At 63.3% G+C, this 19,215-nt stretch carries 11 protein-coding genes and 5 pseudogenes; 5 read left to right on the top strand and 11 right to left on the bottom strand.

The window, feature by feature from the left end; all coding sequences use genetic code 11:
- Nucleotides 1-107 precede the first annotated feature (107 nt).
- Together XAXN_RS22380 and XAXN_RS04320 are read right to left on the bottom strand one after the other, a co-directional pair.
- Nucleotides 108-476 carry a hypothetical protein gene (locus XAXN_RS22380; protein WP_054318631.1) on the bottom strand — a complete coding sequence of 123 codons (369 nt, stop codon included), beginning with the start codon at nucleotides 474-476 and terminating at the stop codon, nucleotides 108-110.
- A gap of 305 nt (nucleotides 477-781) precedes the next feature.
- Nucleotides 782-2,748: pseudogene (locus tag XAXN_RS04320) on the bottom strand (glycoside hydrolase family 97 protein).
- Nucleotides 2,749-3,112: 364 nt separating this feature from the next.
- Here XAXN_RS04320 and XAXN_RS04315 point away from each other — a divergent pair.
- The 3 genes and pseudogenes from XAXN_RS04315 to XAXN_RS04305 form a co-directional block, all read left to right on the top strand.
- Nucleotides 3,113-5,885: pseudogene (locus XAXN_RS04315) on the top strand (TonB-dependent receptor); the annotation flags it as partial.
- Nucleotides 5,886-6,425: 540 nt separating this feature from the next.
- On the top strand, nucleotides 6,426-6,506 hold the full coding sequence (locus tag XAXN_RS22955) for a tryptorubin family RiPP precursor (RefSeq protein WP_054318630.1): 81 nt from the start codon (nucleotides 6,426-6,428) through the stop codon (nucleotides 6,504-6,506).
- Between the two features lie 146 nt (nucleotides 6,507-6,652).
- Nucleotides 6,653-7,467, top strand: a pseudogene (locus tag XAXN_RS04305) (cytochrome P450); the annotation flags it as partial.
- 260 nt (nucleotides 7,468-7,727) lie between these two features.
- On the opposite strand, the pseudogene XAXN_RS04295 reads toward XAXN_RS04305, so the two are convergent.
- The 5 genes and pseudogenes from XAXN_RS04295 to XAXN_RS04265 form a co-directional block, all read right to left on the bottom strand.
- Nucleotides 7,728-8,777: pseudogene (locus tag XAXN_RS04295) on the bottom strand (LacI family DNA-binding transcriptional regulator); the annotation flags it as partial.
- Nucleotides 8,778-9,129: 352 nt separating this feature from the next.
- Nucleotides 9,130-10,546: pseudogene (locus XAXN_RS04285) on the bottom strand (M28 family peptidase).
- A 123-nt stretch (nucleotides 10,547-10,669) separates the two neighbouring features.
- On the bottom strand, nucleotides 10,670-11,101 hold the full coding sequence (mscL, locus tag XAXN_RS04280) for a large-conductance mechanosensitive channel protein MscL (RefSeq protein ID WP_054318629.1): 432 nt from the start codon (nucleotides 11,099-11,101) through the stop codon (nucleotides 10,670-10,672).
- A gap of 60 nt (nucleotides 11,102-11,161) precedes the next feature.
- Complete coding sequence (locus XAXN_RS04275; RefSeq protein ID WP_054318628.1) at nucleotides 11,162-11,875, bottom strand: fumarylacetoacetate hydrolase family protein; 714 nt, start codon at nucleotides 11,873-11,875, stop codon at nucleotides 11,162-11,164.
- 471 nt (nucleotides 11,876-12,346) lie between these two features.
- The gene (locus tag XAXN_RS04265; protein ID WP_054318627.1) at nucleotides 12,347-12,622 is read right to left on the bottom strand and encodes a hypothetical protein; all 276 of its coding nucleotides are present in this window, start codon (nucleotides 12,620-12,622) and stop codon (nucleotides 12,347-12,349) included.
- Between the two features lie 259 nt (nucleotides 12,623-12,881).
- Between XAXN_RS04265 and XAXN_RS04260 the strand changes: the two genes are divergently transcribed.
- Nucleotides 12,882-13,223 (top strand): Rieske (2Fe-2S) protein, encoded by a 342-nt coding sequence (locus tag XAXN_RS04260; protein WP_054318626.1) that lies wholly within the window; start codon nucleotides 12,882-12,884, stop codon nucleotides 13,221-13,223.
- A gap of 21 nt (nucleotides 13,224-13,244) precedes the next feature.
- Here XAXN_RS04260 and XAXN_RS04255 read toward each other — a convergent pair whose 3' ends face one another.
- From XAXN_RS04255 to thiS, 4 genes are all read right to left on the bottom strand, one after another.
- Nucleotides 13,245-15,107 (bottom strand): SLC13 family permease, encoded by a 1,863-nt coding sequence (locus XAXN_RS04255; protein WP_054318625.1) that lies wholly within the window; start codon nucleotides 15,105-15,107, stop codon nucleotides 13,245-13,247.
- Between the two features lie 75 nt (nucleotides 15,108-15,182).
- On the bottom strand, nucleotides 15,183-15,941 hold the full coding sequence (gene trmB, locus XAXN_RS04250; protein ID WP_054318624.1) for a tRNA (guanosine(46)-N7)-methyltransferase TrmB: 759 nt from the start codon (nucleotides 15,939-15,941) through the stop codon (nucleotides 15,183-15,185).
- A 238-nt stretch (nucleotides 15,942-16,179) separates the two neighbouring features.
- On the bottom strand, nucleotides 16,180-16,974 hold the full coding sequence (locus tag XAXN_RS04245; protein WP_054318623.1) for a thiazole synthase: 795 nt from the start codon (nucleotides 16,972-16,974) through the stop codon (nucleotides 16,180-16,182).
- A 49-nt stretch (nucleotides 16,975-17,023) separates the two neighbouring features.
- The gene (gene thiS / locus XAXN_RS04240) at nucleotides 17,024-17,224 is read right to left on the bottom strand and encodes a sulfur carrier protein ThiS (RefSeq protein ID WP_054318622.1); all 201 of its coding nucleotides are present in this window, start codon (nucleotides 17,222-17,224) and stop codon (nucleotides 17,024-17,026) included.
- Nucleotides 17,225-17,410: 186 nt separating this feature from the next.
- On the opposite strand from thiS, the gene XAXN_RS04235 reads away from it, so the two are divergent.
- Nucleotides 17,411-19,195 (top strand): autotransporter domain-containing esterase, encoded by a 1,785-nt coding sequence (locus tag XAXN_RS04235; RefSeq protein ID WP_054318621.1) that lies wholly within the window; start codon nucleotides 17,411-17,413, stop codon nucleotides 19,193-19,195.
- Nucleotides 19,196-19,215 lie beyond the last annotated feature (20 nt).

Below are 19,215 nucleotides of genomic sequence, written 5' to 3'. Positions count from 1 at the left end.
CTGCACGATGTTGATCCCCATCTCCCACCTCCGTTGCCTTCAGCTGGGGCCATTGTCCAACCGCAGCGTCGCAGATCCTGCAACTGGAGGCTGAGGGATGGGGCTAATCAGGTGAACAGATAACGCTGCATTTCGGCGAAGGCGATGGGGTCGCTGACCTTGGCCGCAGCGCCACGTGTGGCATAACTGAGCTGCGCCTGCGCATCCAGAAACTCCTTGAAGTCGCGCGTGACTTGCGGGAATGCCCGCGATGCCGCCAGCGACGTGCCAAGCGCGTCGCGTTGGGTAGGTGCGACGCTTACGGTGGCCGGTGTCCGCAGCAAGGGTGGCATCAGTGTATCGATGCTGCGGTCGATGGTCGTCGAGATCGATGGCGATAGCAGCGTGGCGGCGCCAGCTGTGGGCGCCAGTGCAAAAACGCAAAGCGCAGTAATCGCGTGGCTGATCGATATCTGCCGATGAGAACGGAAGGTCATGTGTTGTCCCTTGGCGCCGGAATGCAACTGTCTGCACGCGGCATACCATGCAGGACAGCAGCTTCAGTCCGCAGTTGCATTCCGAGGGCCGTTCGGGGCGCATGCCTGCGTCGAAGGCTTGCGCAGTCTAGCTGCGCAAAAAAAAAACAAATGGATGGGCAAAAACGCATTGCGTGACATCAGGCACGAAGCAAGCGCAATGCGCTAAGCGGATGCGGTGTCGATGGTCATGCACACCCTTGCGTACGGCGTCTTGCGGTTGCGCAAAGGTGTGCCAGTTCACTCCACTATCAGCATGGCGGCTCTTACTTCTTTTGCAGCCTCACTGCAGCGCCGCCGCTTGCAGCAAACGCAAGCTGCAGCGTGTCGTTACGTGTGAGCCTGCGTGTGTCGATGCGCACGTCGCTCGGGGTCTCTCCATCGGCATAGATGGTGGCGTTCCAGCTGCCTTTGCCCAGGAACGAGAGCGGCAGGGTCAGCGTGCGCGCCTGCTCGTTGGTCATCGCACCCACATACCAGTCCTTGCCACTCCGCCGCGCCAGTGCGATGTGCTCGCCGATGGCGCCTTCCAGTGCACGCGTCTCCTGCCAGCTTGCCGGCACATCACGCAAGAACTGCGCGGCAGGCACGTTTTCGTATTGCTCGGGACTGTCGGCAACCACCGCAAACGGACTCTCATTGGCCACGTACATCGCCAATTTCTGCGCCCGTGTGGTCATCACCTGCGGCCCGAAGTGCTGTGGCTTGAACTCGGCCGGGCGGACATTGCGGAAGCCGCCAGGGGTGTAATCCATCGGCCCGAGCAACATGCGCGTAAGTGGCAACGTGAGGTTGTGAGTCGCGGTGATGCGTGCGCTCCACTTGTTGTACTCGGCGCCGAGCACGCCCTCCTGGGTGAGATAGTTCGGATAGGTGTGGGGTCAGCCCGGTCGGGTGATACGCACCGGGCAGATCTACCAGCAACTTGTGCTCGGCAGCCCTGCGCAGCAGGCGATGCTAGAAGTCCACCATCTGCTGATCGTCGCGGTCCATGAAATCGACCTTGATGCCCTTCATGCCGAGTTGCTGGTACCAGGCGAGCGCTTGGTCCATGTGCGCATCGAGCGCGCGCCAGTGCGCCCACAGGCACAACCCGACATCGCGCTTGCGCGCGTAGTTCACCAAGCCAGGCAGATCGAGTTGCTCGACCGGACGGAGAATATCTGCCTCGGCGTTGTACTGACCATCGCCGGTGCTGCCGTAATACCAGCCGTCGTAGATCAGCATGTATTGCAGCTTCAACTGCTGCGCATGGTCGATATAGCGCTGGATGGTGGCGGTATTCATGCCCGGGTTCGCCACCCCGCTGGCCAGACTGCCCGACCACCAATCCCACGCCGATTTGCCCGCGCGCACCCAACTCGCATCGAAGGCGGGCGGCGGATTCAGCGCTGAAATCAGGTTGGATTCGATCAGGCTCGCGGGGTTGTCGGCCAGCATGATTACGCGCCAAGGCGTGGCGAAATCGCGGCCCTTGGCATCGATGCTGACCGCCAACGTGGGGTCGTCCAGGCGCGGCGATAGTTTTGCCGACACGCCCAGGCCGCCATCGGAACGACCGGTGAGATACAACCCGGCGTAATCGCGCAGATTCGCTTCGCCGATCGCAAGCGTAGTGCCTTTGGCGTCGGTCTGGCACACCAGCGGTAACTCGATCAAATTGTGGGCACGCAATTTGGATGCGGTGACCGCATCGTATTCGCCCTCGTGACTGGTTCCGAAGCGGCCCAGATTCAAGTTCCAGCAACGGTAATCGTGCGGGAATGCGAAACTGGTGAGTTCATATCGCGTATGCGCACCTGGCCCGCATCCGGCAGTATGTAACGCAGCGCAACGCTGTCGTCATACGCACGCAGTTCGATGCTGAGCTTGCGGTGTTGCGTATCGGCCAGCTGCACGCGCAGTTCTCGATAGTGGTCGCGTGCCTGTCGCGTCTTTCCAACCGTCAAGGTGAAGCGGCTGTCGTACAGCTCGGTCTTGCTGCTTTGCAGCGTCATGTCACGGCCGAGCTTGTTGCCGCGGCCCATATCCAGTCCGAGCGGCGCATCGTCGAGCACCAACGTGTTGCGATATAGCACGCGATAGTTGGTACGCCACCGGCGCCTAGCGTGAATTCCACTTGCGTGCGTGCATCAGGCGATTGCACGCGCATGCTCCGTGCTGCTGTGGGTACAGCGATCAGACACAACAACGCACATGCCGCGGGGACTGCGGATTGGAACAGGTTTCGCATGATTCCCTCCTCGTGGGATTGCCAACCCTAACGCGCAAAGGTTGTTGTCGATATCCAGCTGGGGTAACGTTATCTCGCACTATGGCTGCTGAAACAAGGGCGGCAGCCACGGGCGGCATCACGGAGGTCATGACGCAAAACGTCTGTGCGACGGGTTGCCGATTGCATCGAAGCGGTGTGCACCGTTGTGTGGCAGTAGAGCTTGGGAGAGGCCTCTCAGGAAGGTCTGAACAACGAGGCCTGACAGGGCGGAATGTGGCATCGTTCCCGGAGAGTCTCGTTTGGAGCTTCGGGTTTCTCGCCATTTCTGGCGTTTTCCGTGGGAATTTCCCGGGTTACAGGCGCACACTCCCCATCGCAGGCAGTAATCGAGAACAAGCGCAACGCCGCGCAGATCATCGATTCGATCTCTGCCGAAGACATCGGCAAATTGCCCGACGTCACCATTACCGACTCGCTGCAGCGCGTGCCTGGCGTGCAGGTCCGACGCTCGGCCGGCGAAGGTTCGCAGCTCAATATCCGTGGCATGCCGCAGGTGCAGACCACCATGAACGGTGAGCTGTACTTGAGTGCCGGCGGCGGCGATCAGTATGGCCAGCCGAACATCGGCCGCGCGCAGCCGGATTTCGTGGATATTCCGCCGACCCTGTTTAGTGGCGTGGACGTCATCAAATCGCCCACTGCCGCCGATCTGGATGGCGGCATCAGCGGCACCGTCTCGTTGAAGACGCGGCGTCCGTTCGATCTGCCGGAAGGCTGGACCTTCAGCGGTCAGGCCGAAGGGTCGTACGGCGATCGCGTGCAGAAAGCCAACGCCTTGTATTCGGGGTTGGCCAGTTTCCGCACCGCGCGTTGGGGCGCGTTGCTGGCGGTGTCGTATTCGGATGCCGCGCTGGAAAACAAGCACCCCAGCGTGTATTCCAACGGTGCGCAAAAATCCACCGAACAGAATGTCGGCTTCGACTTCAACGGCGATGGACGTATTGGCAACAACACCGACCCGGGCAATCTGCCGCGTGACTATTTCTACAACTGGGTCGCCACCGAGCTGGATAACCGCAGCACCGATCGCCAGCGCATCGGCGTCAACGGCTCGTTCCAGTTCAACATCAACGATTCGTGGACGGTGCTGGCGGACGCGGCCTACACCAAGCTCGAAGACTACGACACTTCTGTAGCCGCGCAATTGCATACCGGTTGGGCAACCAATCAGTTGCAGCTGGGGTCGGTTGTCGATCCCAATGGCGTGTTGGAGTACGGCAATTTTCGCTACAACCGCTTCCAGCCGCACTCGATGGCTGGGGTGGCTGATTCCGATGCGCTCAACACCAATCTGGAATTGCGCTACGACGATGGCGGGCCGTTCCGTGCCTCGTTGCGCTGGGTGCATGGCGATGCGCAGCGCACCTACGACCAAGCGCGTGCCGATGCAGCGGTGACACGCGGTGACCAGATTCCGCGTGCTGGCGGCGTGACCCAGTGGGCCAACGTCAATGGCCTGCCCACGGTGGATGCGTCGGTGGATTTTCGCGGCGCCTATCCGGCGGTGAACCTTGCGACCGATGTGTCCAATCCAGACAACTGGCAGCTGATGTCCACCTGGGCACAGGGCAACAAGATCGAGGCCAAGATGGACGCGTTCCGCGCCGATGGCACTTTCGAGTTCGACGAGGGCGTGGTGCGCGGCTTCCAGTTCGGCATTCGCTATGGCGAACGCGATTTCAAGTTCGATACCTATCGTTATCTGTCGCCGGTGTCTTCCAGCTGTGCTGATCCGAACCGTTCGCTGTACTACTACAAGGATCCGCTGATCGTGGATACCTGCAGCGGCGTGTCCGAGGCGCGCTTGCTGCCGTTCAATTCGATTCCCGGTTATTGGGCGTATTTCAACGACTTCGATCCGCTCAAGGTCACCGGTCTCGGTAGCCAGGGTCTGCCTGCAATCAACCCGTAGGCGATGAAAGACCCGGTTGCTTATCTCATCAGCCTGCATCCGGGCAACGTGGCGTATCAGCAGGCAGCCGATTCCTACCAGGTGACCGAAAAAACCAGCTCGGCCTATTTCATGGCCAACCTGGAAGGCGGTACCGGCACGCGCGTGCCATGGACGGCCAACATCTGTGCACGCATCGTGCAGACCAAGCTGGCGATCGACCAGTATCTGAGCAGCGGCAACGTCTACATCGGCAATGTCGAATAGAATGGCGTCAGCCCGGCGATCGGCACCAATCGCCTCAATCGCCAGTACACCGATGTGCTGCCCAGCGCGAACCTGTCGCTGGACATCACCGACGCGCAGAAGCTGCGCTTTGCCTACAACAAGGCGGTTGCGCGTCAGGACCTGCCCGATCTGGGCCGTGGTCTGGTGAGCTTCTACGCCGTGAACGGCACGCCGCCGCGTAACCCGTTACTGCCATCGGATGCGGTGCTGTTCCTCAATGGCCGTTCGGGCAATCCGGATCTGGATCCGTATCGCGCTACCAACTACAACGCCTCGTGAGAATGGTATTTCGCCGATGCCTCGTTGATCAGCGTGGGTGCGTTCCTGATCGATGTGAAGTGGTTCCCCACCACCGTCACCAACATCGAGCCCTTGCCCGATGCCGATGGCGTCGGGCGCGCGGGCGGCCCGGTCGAGCGCATCGTCAACGGCGGCGGCAAGATCAAGGGCTTCGAAATCGATTACCAGCAGGCCTTCGATTTCCTGCCGGGCTGGCTGAGCGGTTTCGGGACCAATATCAACTACACCTTCTCCGATGCCGATGCCGATACCGACAACACCGATATCGACGGCAACACGCTGCCGATCGGCGACAACTCCAAGCACCAGGCCAACGCGGTGCTGTGGTATCAGAAAGACAAGCTGCAGGCGCGCGTGGCTTACAACTGGTGCAGCAAGCGCTTCAGTCAGGGTCAACAGTTCCGCGTGGGGCGATGAGCTGGCGATCTGGAACGACGACGTCGGCTACCTGGACGCGTCGTTGAGCTACGACGTCAACGATCACCTGATCTTGTACGCCCAGGCCACCAACCTGACTGGCGAAAGCGAACGCCGTTACGCGCAATGGACCAATCACTACTTCGACCAGAACATCTTCGAGCGTCGCTACTACGCGGGTCTGCGTTTGCGCTTCTGATGTGATGCGCTGCTGCAATGCATCGATGCGTGGCACGGCGCACCCCCGCGCCGTGTTGCATATGCTGTTCTGTCGTTCCTCTCCAAGCGGTCGTTGCGCGTTCTTCCCGTCGCCGTTGATACGGCGTTGCAGTCCGTTCGGTGGTAACGTCGAACACCCTCCCATTCGGTCGCATCGTCGGGAAGCGATACGATTTTTTAGTTTAGTGTGGCGCCGCCGCCTGTGCACTCATGCCGGCAGTTGAAATGCCGTTGCGTGCCTTCTCTGTTTCTCGTCGATCGAGCGTCATCGTTCGGGCGCTATGTTCAACAATGCGTTTGCGAAATTTTGAGTTCCAAGGCGATGCGGAGCTCGTGCAAGCATGGGCCGTCGATAAATGTGTGCACACACGCAAGTTTCTGCCGTTGCATGGTCGTTCAGCCATGCGTAGCATTCGCGGTGCGGGTGCAATGTTATCGCTCGCACGCAGGTATCTGCTGATTGTGTATTTGATAAAAGCGCCCGAAAGGGCAATCCCTTCCTTGCAGCAGGAGTTCGCTCATGAAGATACTTTTTTCGATCAAGCACATGCTGACCTCTCGCAAGAGTCTTAAGTCCTCCGCTTGGTCCAACTATATGTAAATGGCTCGAAGCGCGTTGCGGCTGTGCAACTGCAATGGCAGCCGCACCGTGTTTTCGTAGCGTTCGTCGTGATGTGAGTTAGTACGACCTTGGCCCGCGCGAGGCGGGGCACTGCCGGACGCGGGCATTACCGAGTAGGAGAGCGCATGCCTGCTTCCAACGCTGATGGGGTTGCCAGGGCGACGGTGTTCGCCCCGCGCTTGCAGGCGCTGTTGGGCGAGCACGTCGGCAAAGAGGTGTTCCGGCTGGACGCAGATACCGTGGGCGTGGCTGGCCCGGTGTTGACGCAGAGATTGCTTGACGCGCGCGCGGCAACCGACGTGGAGCGGCCCACCTTTAAACCGCTGCATGGGCGTTCAATCCCGCGCACCGATGCTTCCAAACTGATGCAGGCCATCGGGCGCGATGTGCGCGAAGCGTTGAAGCGTCCTGTGTCGGAAGAACTGGATTTATCCGGACCATGGCCACACGTGGGTCATGTGTATCTGCGCGATCTGTTGTTGGCTGGAGATCCGCTGCGATTGCGCCTGTTGATGGATCGCATGCTTAAGCCGACGCCGAAGTTGACCTGGGCTGTCATCGCCGCCGGCGCGGCAATGCCGTTCAAACTTCAGCACAACGCCTCGGCCCTGGCCACGTGACCGCAGCAGCCGGCAACTACAATGAGCGCCGCTACGCTATGGGCTTGTATCGGCGCACGGCGGCGCCGGTGTGTTTCACTATTTCGACACTGGTGGCCAATGCGCTATGGCTGGGATCGCCCTTCGATCCAGCAGTGCCCAGCCGTCATATCGTCTACGAATCGCTGCGCTTGCTGCCGCCGTCATGGAACATCCTGCGTCACGCATCGCCGGAATATCCCGCGCTTGATAGCCGCATCGGCATTCGCGACGATGTGCTGGTGCTGCCATTGCTGAGTCACCGCGATCCCGCGCTGTGGGAGGCGCCGGAGGCGTTTCGGCCAGAACGCTGGGATCACCTCGATCCGGACAATCACCCCGGCTATCTGCCGTTCGGGCACGCGTCCGAGCGCTGTTGGGCGCGCCACATGGTGATGCCATTGGCCGAGCGCCTGTTGGATGCGCTGCGCAGCTGGGGCTTGGCTGCCGACCCCAAGCAACGCAAGGCGGTGGTTCCGTTGACGGGCCTGCTGGGCGTTGCACAGGTCGATGTCGTTCGCCTATAGACAACCGGTGGTGGCAACTGCGCGCTGTTGCGCGATGTCTTCGGCGGCCCTGCCGTCGAGCCGCGCTTGACCAGCGTGTACTTCATCACCTGATGCACGCCGGGTGCGGTGTCGCCCTTGCGGCGTTGACGGACCGCGTCGGTCAGCAGTGACACAGCAGCGCGCCCCATCGCGGTGACGGGTTGATGCACGGTAGTGAGTTCGGGCCAGATGGTGGTGGCCACCGGCGTATCGTCGAAGCCGGCGATGGAGACATCTTCGGGCACGCGCAAACCCAGTCCGTGTGCGACCGCCACCGCTGCGGCCGCCATGTCGTCGTTGCTGCAGAAGATCGCGGTGGGTGGTTGCGGCTGCGCCAACAGGCTGCGCGCGGCCAGAAGACCGGAGTGATAGGTGAACAGGCCCTCGGCGATCAAACCATCTGCGACCGACACGCCGGCAGCGTGCAGGCTGTCGAGATAGCCATTGGTGCGCAGTGCGCTCGGGGTGTGTTTCGGGTCGCCCTTGATCAACGCAATGCGACGATGCCCGAGCTCGATCAGGTGATCGACGATGGCGCGTGCAGCCTGGTAGTCGTCGATCCGCACCGAGCTGATTTGCGCCATCGGTGCGCCGCTGGCCACCGCCACGACCGGAATGCCGCGTGCATCGAGTTCGGTGATGGTCTGACGCGAGTCGCATAACGGCGGTGGCAGGATCACCCCATCGACGCCGGCTGCGAGCAGACGCTCGGTGGCCGCACGCTGGCTGCGGATGGCACCGCACTTTTCCACCATGACCTGGCTGCCGGTGAGGCTGCTTTGCTCGAGCAGGCCGAGCATGAATTGATTGAGATATGCGGCGCTCGGGTTGCTATACAGCACGCCGATACGCAGCAGCCCGCTGGTCCGCAACGACCGGCCGGCGAGATTTGGCCGGTAGCCCAATGCCTGCACCGAGGCCTCCACGCGCGCGCGCATCGCTTCGCCCACATTCGGGTGACGGTTGATCACACGCGAAGCGGTCATCGGCGAGACGCCGGCGTGTTTGGCGACATCCAATAACGTCGCCGCATTGTTCGCACTGCGTTGCCGCTTGGCCACCATTATGTGTGCTCATCCTGGAGTAAGAGCGAATGCGCGCGCTACCGGTTCGACGTGTAAAGTGACCACGAAAAGCAACCGACCCCTCACCTCACGCAGTACCAGCGGCAGCTGCACGTCACCGCTGCGCATAACGCGTACGCACCGATGCCGAGCAAGCGATGCGCGCTTCTCCCATATGACGCGCGGCGAGTGTCAGCCACTTCAACGCAGCTGCGCACCCGCCAGACAAACGCGCCGATCTGCGCAAGCAGCAGCGCGAGGCATCCTGCGATTCTTGCATGCGCCTGGCGCTCGAAGATCGGCAGTGACTGCCAAATCCAGCGCTCGGCGCACGCGCTACAGTCGTCGCCACTCACTCGCTCGGCGGCTGCACGCTCTTCGCGCAGCTGTCGAAATCGTCATCGGCCTCTGCGGCGAGAAACGCGAACACGGTGTAGGCGGCCACGTTCTGCGCGAGCGCCTTCGGGTCGATCTTGTCCAGCGTGTCGTCGGCGGTGTGGTACAGGTCGAAGTAGTCGGTGCCATCCTACGCCAGCCACCCCCAGGCTCCACCCTTGGCGGAAATCGGCCCGACATCTGGGCCGGGGCCACCCTTGCTCGGTTCATACGCGATGCCCAACGGTGCCAGCACCTCGGCAATCTGCCTGGTCGCGGCACGCCAGTCGTCCGGTGCGGCCGCGCCGGTGTTGAACGCATAGATGCGCCCGGCGCCGAAGTCGTTTTCCGCGCCGATCTGATGCAGCGCCATGTCCTTGGCATCCTTGCCGTGCGCGGCGGCATACGCTTTGCCGCCATACAGCCCTTGCTCTTCGTTGGCGAAGGCCACCACACGGATGCTGCGCTTGGGCGGCTGCTTGAGTTGGCCGATCAGGTGGCCGGCAGCCATCGTGATCGCCATGCCGGCGCCGTCGTCGATGGCGCCGGTGCCCAGATCCCACGAATCCAGATGCCCGCCGATCACCACCACTTGCTTGGGCTTGCTGCGTCCGGTGATTTCGCCGATCACGTTGTACGAGGTCGCCGTGCCGTCCCAGCCGCAGTCCAAGGTCAGGCGCACGCGCGTGCTGCCCAGTGCGGTGAGCCGCGCGAGCTGGTTGGCATCGGGTACCGATAGCGCTGCGGCCGGCACCGGGGTCAGGCCCTCATCGAAACGGGTGATGCCGGTATGCGGCACGCGGTGCGAGTCGGTGCCGGCCGAGCGCATGACAAATCCGATTGCGCCCTTGCGTATCGCTTCGGACCGTCCCTTGCTGCGCACGGCGCCGCCATTGCCGTAATCCTAGCCGGCGCGCGCCTTGACCATCTGGTAATCGACGAATGCGATCTTGCCGGCCAGTGAGCCGGCCTGTGCGGCCTGCAACGCAGCCAGCGTGTCGAAACGCACCGCCTCGCCCTCGACGGTGCCACCCGGGGTGCCGCCCAATGCGGTGATGGTCAGCGGCTGCGCATGCGCACCGAGCACGGCAGCGTGTTCGCTACGACGCTTCCATTTTGGAAAGGTCACCGGCTCGGTCCATACCTTGTCGAAACCCAGCGAAGCGAATTTCGCCGGCCCACGCCACTGCACGCGGGTCTGCTTCGCCGCCGGCGATACGTGGGCCCACTTCGGTGGTCAACGATTGAACCACCGCAAAGCCGGTGTCGTCGGCCAACGCCTGCTCGCGTAACTGCGTCGCGGTACGCAATGCGCTGTCGGGGATGCTGGTCTGCGCGGCGAACGCGGAGGAGCAGGCGAACAGGGCAGAGATGGCAACAGCGAGACGACGCATGCAGGGCGGCTCCAACCACAAGGGGACCCCGAGCTTATCAGCGTGAGGTCCCCCGTCTGCGTGCGAAAGGTCATCCTTCTGCGCGAAGTTGCGCCACAGCATGCATCAGTTGGTTGTGCCCGCTTACGGCGCGCCCGGCGGCTTGAGCGTGTCGTTCTTGAGCGCGTCGCGAATCTCGCGCAGCAACAGCACTTCTTCGCTCGGGTCCTTCGGGGCATCGGGCTTGCGATGGGTGAGGCGGTTGATCAGCTTGACCACCAGAAAGATCGCGAAGGCGATGATCAGGAACTGCACGACGGTGTTGATGAAATCGCCGTAGCCAATGGCAACGGCCGGGATCTCCTTGCCGGTGGCATCCACGCCGGCCGGCTTGAGTACCCATGCCAGGCGCGAAAAATCCACATTGCCGATGGCCCAACCGATCGGCGGCATGATGATTTTCTCCACCAGCGCGGTGACGATCTTGCCGAACGCCGCACCGATGACCACACCAACCGCCAGGTCGATGACATTGCCGCGCATTGCGAATTGCTTGAATTCGCTGGCCATTCCCATAATGCACTCCAACTGCGGTCGCGGACCAATTGCCGCAGCCCGATCGTAGCTCGCCCGATGTCAGCCGGCGATGATGCCGTGGCGCTCGGCGACGTTCTCCAGCCGCGCACTGAACTGGTCGCCCGGCAGCAAAGGGCCGACGCCTGCGGGCGTGCCCATGTAAATCAGATCGCCCGCGCGCAGTGCATAGAGTTTGGAAAGCTCGTGCAGAATTTCCGGCACGTTCCAGATCATTTGATCCAGCAACGACTGCTGACGCACCTGGCCGTTGACCTCCAGCGACAGATTCAACGCCTCCAGCGCGCCGACTTCGCCGGCATGCACCAGCTCGCTGATCGGCGCGGAGTGATCGAAGCCCTTTGCGATATCCCACGGCAAGCCCTTGGCCTTGGCAGCGGCCTGCAGATCGCGACGGGTCAGATCCAGACCCACGCCGTAGCCGTAGATCAACGCCTCTGCCTGTTCCACCGGCAACTCGCCGGCCGGCGCATCGCTGCCCAGCGCCACCACCAGTTCCACTTCGTGATGCAGTTCCTTGGTGCCGGGCGGGTAGGGAATGTGGTCACCGTGGCCGACCACGATGGCATCGGCAGGCTTCATGAAAAAGGTCGGCTGGCCACGCTCGACCTTGGAGGCTGGTGCGGTGGCGCCCATCTCGCGCGCGTGGTCGGCGAAGTTGCGCCCCACGCAGTAGATGCGGTGCACCGGAAAACTGCCACCGCCAACCACTGGAATGCGCGGAACATCGGCGGCGGGAATCACATCGTGGCTCATGCGCGCATCCTCAACATACGGGCACGTGAGTCTAGCGGTTTGCCTGTGTACGACGGAACCGTCGCGCTTGCATCCAGCACATGACACGGCGCGGATGGCAACGCTTGCAAGGCGTCATGCCGCAGCATCCAAGGGTGCGTGGCAACGCGTGCAACGAGGCGATTGCGAACCCACCGCAGAACTGGGGCGACAGTCCGCCAGCGTTCGATGCGAACGCAGTGCGCGTCGATGCGGTGTTGATCAGAAGTACGCGCAGGGCGGTGAACTGGTGCTCAAGGCAGCATCAAATACGCGTCTGGCCCATCAGCGCGGCGCATCACCTGTCGACATGGTACTGCTCAACGCGCGGCAAGCCATCACAGGCCAAGTGTGGCTTGCTGGAAGCAAGTCATCATCAATGCGGGCATCCACCGATCCCGGCACCAGCTGCGCAGGCCGAGACGGTGGCGCAGCAATGCAGCCAGCCAGGTGTCAGTGCGACACCGGCAACGCGGGCTTGCGCACCACGTGGTACTCGGCATCGACCACGCGTGCCTGCTGCGGCGTGCGTCGGTTCGACTTGCTCAACAGCTTCCAGGCGATGCCGCCCAGGATCATTGCCGCGCCAACAAATACGCTGAAGAAGATCAGTACCGCAAGGATCACCAGGCCAGCCAAGCCGGCGGCAACGCGCACCAGCGGGTGACGCGGCTTGCGCGGCGCAAACAGGTGGTGGAAGTTGCCGAATTGGAAGATGCGTGCGGGCATGGCGGTGGGTTGCCGGGCAGGAAACGAGCCCGCAGTATCGTTGCGGCTTCGTGTCATTGAGTGAAAAGTTCGTTAATTGAGGCTGCGATTTGCGAAAAGGATCACGTGTGGCGCGCGTGGACGGAGCCTCCTACGGCCAGTTGTGGCCGGTTGACTGGGCGCTGGTTGCCTCCTATCACCCGAAGGCGCCGACTGAGGCTCGCCTATGCTGGCCAGGCCCGCATGCCACAATCCAGGCCCGTCGTTTCCGGTCGCCTGCATGTCGTCGCCATCGCCCACCACGCTTGCCATGCTGACGCAGATTCCCGATGCCGGGTTTCTGGAAGTCGAAGCGCTCTTGGATAGCGGTGCCGAGTCGCTGGTGCTGTATCGGGAAGGCACCCAGGTCCGTGCTTGGTTGAATATCTGCCCGCATGCCGGCCGCCGACTGGACTGGGCGCCGGGGCAGTTCCTCAAGACCAAGGAAGGGCAACTGGTCTGCGCCGCGCATGGCGCGGCCTTCGAACTCAGTGGTGGCGAGTGCGTCAGCGGGCCGTGTCGCGGCCAATCGCTGTTTGCGGTGCCGGTGCGGGTCGAGGACGAGCAGGTGCTGCTGGGGTAAGCGCAGATGCGGGCCGCCGGGTTAGCGCGCCGCCCACCAGAACATGAGGTTTATCATCGACACCATCACCACGATGTAGATCAGCGACAGTGGCGCGCCCACGCGCCACAACTCGCGCGGTTGATAGTTGGCCGGGCCGGCCACCATCGAGATCACCGGGTTGGAGGCGGTCATCAGATTATTGGAGGCCGACAACGCCACGATCAGCGCGAACGCGGTCGGGTTGCCGTTGGCGGCCAGTGCCAGATTGACCGCAATGGGTACCATCACGATGGTCGCACCCACGTGGCTGATCACCAGCGAAAAGGCAGTGGTCAACAAGGCCAGGCTGATTTCCAGCGCCCACACCGGAATGCCTTCGGGCAGGCGGTCGATGGTGTGGCCGGCCACCCAGGCCGCGGTGCCGCTGCTGTCCATCGCCCAGCCCAGCGGAATCAGGCCGGCCATCATGAAGATGGTCTTCCAGTTGATCGAGGCGTAGGCCTCGTCCATGCGCAGCACGCCGCTGACCAGCATGCAGGCCACGCCGGTCATCAGCGTCAGTGCCACCGGCAGGCGCGAGGTCAGCGCAATCAGGATGGTGAAGGCGAAGATCGCCATCGCGATCTTGAACTTGTGCGGGCGCTGCTCGCCTTTGGGGAAGTCGGTCACCGGCACGAAATCGCGGCTTTCCGCCGCCTGCGCCAGGTCCTGCCAGATGCTGTGGAAGACCAGCATGTCGCCGGCACGCAGCGGCACGTTGCGCACGTCTTCGCGGATGACCTGCTTGTCGCGGTTGATCGCCAGCAGGCTGATGCCGGCCTGCTGGCGCAGGCGCAATTCGCCGGCGCTCTTGCCGATCAGCCGCGAATTGGGCGGAATCAACGCTTCGGAAATACCGGCCAGGCTGGGATTGAACAAATCGCCCAGGTTGCGCAGGCGCGAGGACATGCGCAGGAACTGGTTTTGCGCAAAATCGGCCACCTCCTGGCGCGGGCCCATCGCACCGAGCACGCTGCCGACCCAGATGCGCATGTCCGCCGGTGGTGCCAGGCGGGTGTCGTTACCGGTCTTGAGCGCAAGCAGCAACGGCGCATCGTGCAAGGCTTCGGCCTCGCCCAGGGTCATGCCCACCAGCGGGCTTTCGGCGGTGACCGTTAGCTCGAACACATCGCCGTCGATGCCGTATGTCTTGGCGAAATAGCTCTCGGTGCGCGAAGGCGTCACGCCTTCGTTGATCAGGCGCTCTTCTTCGATCAGCTTGCGGTCGCCGTAGAAGCGGAAGTACAGCAGTGCGGCGATCAGCAGCGCCACGCCGATCGGCAGCGGCGCGAACATCGTCAAGGGTTCGATGCTGGCCATGCCCGAGGGCAGGTTGTTGTTGGCCGAGACCAGCAGGTCGTTGAGCAGGATCAGCGGCGAATTGCCCACCATGGTGAGCGCGCCGCCCATCACGATGGCAGCGGCGATCGGCAGCAGCATGCGCTGCAAGGTGAGCCCGGTGCGCGCGGCCAGGCGCGATGCAACCGGCAGGTACAACGCCATCACCGACGGGTTCTGCATGAACGACGAGTTCAAGCCGGAAATGGCCAGCGTCATCATCATCAGGCGCTGCTCGCTGCCGTGCGAACGCCGCAACAACCAGGTGGCCAACCGGTTCAACGCACCGGTGCGCTCCAGCCCCGCGCCCAGGATGGTGGTGGCGATGATGCTCATCACCGCATTACCGGAGAAACCACCGAACAGTTCTTCCGGCGCCACCAGCCCGGTGACGCCCAATACAACCAGCACGATCAACGCCACCACGTCGGCGCGGATGCGCTCGAACAGGAACATCGCCATCGTGAAACCGACCAGCCCGAGGACGAGCTTCATATCGTTGGTCAGCGTCAGCGTGGTGTCCATTGAGTGCCGGGATTCGTGATTCGGGAGTGGAGATTCGTTGAGCTGCTGCGGCGTCGAGTGTGCGGGAAGGCGCTGTTACGAATCCCCAATCCCGACTCCCGAATCCCGGTCGTAGAGCAGATCCCACACGCCGTGGCCGAGCTTCTGGCCGCGCGTCTCGAAGTGGGTTTGCGGGCGCCAGGCGGGGCGTTCGACGTGGCCGCGCGGGCCGGCGCGATTGACCAGGCCCGGGGTGGCATCGAGCACGTCCCACATCTGTTCGGCGTAATCGGCCCAGTCGGTGGCCGCGTGCAGGCGGCCGCCGTCGCGCAGCTTGCGCACCAGCAACTGCGCGAACGCCGGTTGGATCAGGCGGCGCTTGTTATGCCGCTTCTTGTGCCATGGATCGGGGAAGTAGATGCGCACTTCGTCCAGTGCGCCATCGGCGATCTCGTGTTCCAGTACTTCCACTGCATCGTGGTGATACAGGCGCACATGCGTGCTGCCGTCTTCATCCAGCGCGTTGAGCAGGCGGCCCACGCCGGGGGCATGCACCTCGATGCCGATGTAATCGCGGCTTGGGTCCTGCTGCGCGGCAAAGCGTAACGCGGCGCCATTGCCGAAGCCGATCTCCAGCACCTTGTGCGCATCGCGTCCGAAGGTGGCGGCCAGATCGCGCGGGGCACCGGTGTAGTCCAGGCCGAAACGCGGCCACAGCGCATCGAACGCGCGTTGTTGCGCTGGCGTGAAACGGCCCTGGCGCAGCACGAAGCTACGCACCTGCCGGCGGCCCTCTTCGATCGTGAAGGGCTTGGGCGGCATCTTGGTGCCGTCGCTGGTAAACGGGTCGGTCATGAAAGGTCGGTCACGTCAGCAAACACATGCTCCGGGAGTGTGCGACAACCACATCGCACCCCATGCGGGAGCTGAAAGAAGCCTCTCTCCCAACGAAAGAAGCCTCTCTCCCAACGTGAGAGGGGTGAGGGGGCGTGCGAAGCGGTGGCGGATTCGATCACGCCCATCGTCAAGCGGCCACTGCCTGGTGGTTGCGTCATGCAGCAGGTCCAACGCACGGCGCCAGCAGACCACCTACTCATCCAATCACACCATCCACCGGGCTCGATGCCGAGGCATAGCGCTTGCGCGGAATCCGCCCGGCCAGAAATGCCTCGCGGCCGGCTTCGATCGCCTTGCGCATCCCGCTGGCCATCAGGATCGGGTCGCGCGCACCGGCAATGGCGGAGTTCATCAGCACGCCATCGCAGCCCAGCTCCATGGCAATTGCCGCATCCGAGGCGGTGCCCACGCCGGCATCGACAATGATCGGCACCTTGGCGTTCTCGATGATTTCCAACAGGTTGTACTTGTTCTGGATGCCCAGCCCCGAGCCGATCGGCGCGGCCAGCGGCATCACCGCCACGCAGCCGATGTCTTCCAGGCGCTTGGCCAGGATTGGGTCGTCTGAGGTGTAGACCATCACCTCGAACCCAGCGGCGACCAGCTGCTCGGCGGCCTTGAGCGTCTGCACCACGTCCGGGTAGAGCGTCTTCTCGTCGCCGAGCACTTCCAGCTTGGTGAGGTTGTGGCCGTCCAGCAACTCGCGCGCCAGCCGGCAGGTGCGCACTGCCTCTTCGGCGGTGTAGCAACCGGCGGTGTTGGGCAGCAGCGTGTAGCGCTCTGGCGGCAGCACATCCAGCAGGCTGGGTGCGTTGGGATCCTGGCCGATATTCACGCGGCGGATTGCCACGGTCACGATCTCGGCGGCAGCGGCTTCGGTGGCCAGGCGGGTTTCGTCCAGATCCTTGAACTTGCCGGTGCCGGTGAGCAGCCGCGAACGGTAGTGTTTGCCGGCGATGACCAGCGCATCAGAGGGGGCGGGAGTTGTCATGCGGCAATTATCACCGATCGGGCGCGGATGCGCCGGCTTGCGCGGCGCATCAGCCGCCGCCCAGCGCGTGCACGATTTCCACCACATCGCCCTCGCGTAATGCATGTTCTGCATGCCGTCCGCGCGGCACGATTTCGCCATTGACCTCTACCGCGACGCGGCGTTGTGCTAGGCCTTGCTGCTCCAGCAGGGCGGCCAGCGGCAAGTTGTCCGGAAGTGCGCGCGGGGTGCCGTTGAGTTGGATGTTCATGTCATCATTGTTGCATCGCGTGCCGCTCCGGCGCGCGTTTGCGTTATGCGGCAATGCAGCGTGAGCGCAGGTGGCGAGGGTGAAACCATGTACCATTCGCCAGCGTACGTATGCATGCCGGTCCGGTCCCACTCACTTCAAGCAGGCATTCCGATGGCTTCAACACTTCGCCCGATCCGCTCCCTGATGGCTATGGCCATCGCTATCGCGGCCGCCCCGGCCATGGCCGCGTCGGCCTTCGACCAGACCGTGTTCTTTGGCGACAGCCTCACCGACAGCGGTTATTACAACCCGCTGCTGCCGGCCGCTTCGCGCGCGGTCACCGGCAAGTTCACTACCAACCCGGGTTGGGTGTGGGCCGAATATGTCGGCGACCATTTCGGCACCAATGCCGCGCCCAACGGCAACGGCCAGACCGGCGACAACTACGCTGCCGGCGGTGCACGCATCCAGGCCAGCTCGGTCAGCGCACTCGGCGTTGCACCGTCGGTGACCAGCCAGATCAGCACCTACCTCACCGCCAATGGCGGCCGCGCCAATCCCAATGCGCTGTACACCGTGTGGGGCGGCGCCAACGACCTGCTCGCCGCGTCGCTCGCCCCGGCACAGGCGCAGGCCATCATCGGCAGCGCGGTGACCGCCCAGGTCGGTGCCGTGGCCACCTTGCAGAATGCCGGCGCGCGTTACGTCATGGTGCCGACCATTCCGGACGTCGGCCTCACCCCGCGCTTCCGCGCCGGCGGCGCCGTGGGAATGGCACAGGGCACCGCTGCGGCCACCGCCTACAACACCGCCTTGTTCAATGGCCTGCAGTCCGCTGGCCTGCGCGTGATTCCGGTCGACACCTTCCACATGCTGCAGGAAATCGTCGCCAACCCGGGTACCTATGGCTTCAGCAATGTCACCAGCACCGCCTGCAACCCGGCCGTGCCGCTGCCTGCCTGTAACCCGACCAGCCTGGTCGCCGCCAATGCGCAGAACACCTATGTGTTCGCCGATGGCATTCACCCGACCACGGCGGTGCACCAGATCCTGGGCGAATACGCCATCTCGTTGCTGGAAGCGCCGCGTCTGCAGCAGGTGCTGACGCATTCGGCGCAGGCCGGCGGCCGCGCGCGCGCCGACCAGGTGGCCTGGCATCTGGACGGCAAGCCGGATGCCGATGGCATGCGTTGGTGGGGCAGCGTGCGTGGCGACATGCAGCGCTACGACCACGCCGACCTGTATGACGGCATGGCGCCGGCCGGCCTGTTCGGTGTGGATTGGACTGCAGGCGACCTGGTGTTCGGTGGCTTTGCCGGTTTCGGCCGCATGGACGCTGATTTCGGCAACCGCAACGGCAGCTTCAAGCAGGACGACACCACCCTGGGCGGCTTCTTCGGCTGGTACACCGGCCCGGTGTGGGTCAATGCCCAGGTCAGCTATGGCTGGCTGAGCTACGACGTGGACCGCGAAGTCCAGCTTGGGCCAGCCACCCGCGTGCACAGCGGCTCCCCCGACGGCAGCAACCTCACCGCGGCGCTCAACGCCGGTTATTCGCTGGGCGAAGGCAGCCTCAAGTACGGCCCGGTGGCCGGCCTGACCTGGCAGAAGACCAAGCTCGACGGCTACACCGAAAGCAACGACAGCTCCACCGCGCTGGGCTACGCCAATCAGGACATCGATTCGCTGGTCGGCCGCGTCGGCTTCCAGGTGCGTCTGGACGGCGCCATGGTCAAGCCGTACCTGCAGGCGACCTACGACCACGAGTTCAAGGACGGCGGCGAAGCCAGCGCCTGGCTGCAGTCGATGCCGGAAGTGGGCATGTACACGGTCCCGGGCCAAAACTTCGATCGCAACTACGCCACCGTCGTGCTGGGTGCCCGCACCGGCCTGTGGGGCCTGCAGAGCAACATCGGCCTGAGCACCACCACCGCCCAGCGCAGCGCCCGCGACGCGACCTTGTTCGTGAACTTCAGCGGCAACTTCTGAGATGTTCAGTCCCGGCATTA

It is taken from the genome of Xanthomonas axonopodis, assembly GCF_001304695.1.
Lineage (GTDB): Bacteria > Pseudomonadota > Gammaproteobacteria > Xanthomonadales > Xanthomonadaceae > Xanthomonas > Xanthomonas axonopodis.
Note: the sequence above shows the minus strand (reverse complement) of the source record. Positions and strands in the feature narration are given on the sequence as shown.

What these genes read in the sequence shown, in the direction of transcription:
- XAXN_RS22380 (WP_054318631.1), bottom strand. Translation starts at nt 476, where the DNA reads ATGACCTTCCGTTCTCATCGGCAGATATCGATCAGCCACGCGATTACT.
- XAXN_RS22955 (WP_054318630.1), top strand. Translation starts at nt 6,426, where the DNA reads ATGAAGATACTTTTTTCGATCAAGCACATGCTGACCTCTCGCAAGAGT.
- mscL (WP_054318629.1), bottom strand. Translation starts at nt 11,101, where the DNA reads ATGGGAATGGCCAGCGAATTCAAGCAATTCGCAATGCGCGGCAATGTC.
- XAXN_RS04275 (WP_054318628.1), bottom strand. Translation starts at nt 11,875, where the DNA reads ATGAGCCACGATGTGATTCCCGCCGCCGATGTTCCGCGCATTCCAGTG.
- XAXN_RS04265 (WP_054318627.1), bottom strand. Translation starts at nt 12,622, where the DNA reads ATGCCCGCACGCATCTTCCAATTCGGCAACTTCCACCACCTGTTTGCG.
- XAXN_RS04260 (WP_054318626.1), top strand. Translation starts at nt 12,882, where the DNA reads ATGTCGTCGCCATCGCCCACCACGCTTGCCATGCTGACGCAGATTCCC.
- XAXN_RS04255 (WP_054318625.1), bottom strand. Translation starts at nt 15,107, where the DNA reads ATGGACACCACGCTGACGCTGACCAACGATATGAAGCTCGTCCTCGGG.
- trmB (WP_054318624.1), bottom strand. Translation starts at nt 15,941, where the DNA reads ATGACCGACCCGTTTACCAGCGACGGCACCAAGATGCCGCCCAAGCCC.
- XAXN_RS04245 (WP_054318623.1), bottom strand. Translation starts at nt 16,974, where the DNA reads ATGACAACTCCCGCCCCCTCTGATGCGCTGGTCATCGCCGGCAAACAC.
- thiS (WP_054318622.1), bottom strand. Translation starts at nt 17,224, where the DNA reads ATGAACATCCAACTCAACGGCACCCCGCGCGCACTTCCGGACAACTTG.
- XAXN_RS04235 (WP_054318621.1), top strand. Translation starts at nt 17,411, where the DNA reads ATGGCTATGGCCATCGCTATCGCGGCCGCCCCGGCCATGGCCGCGTCG.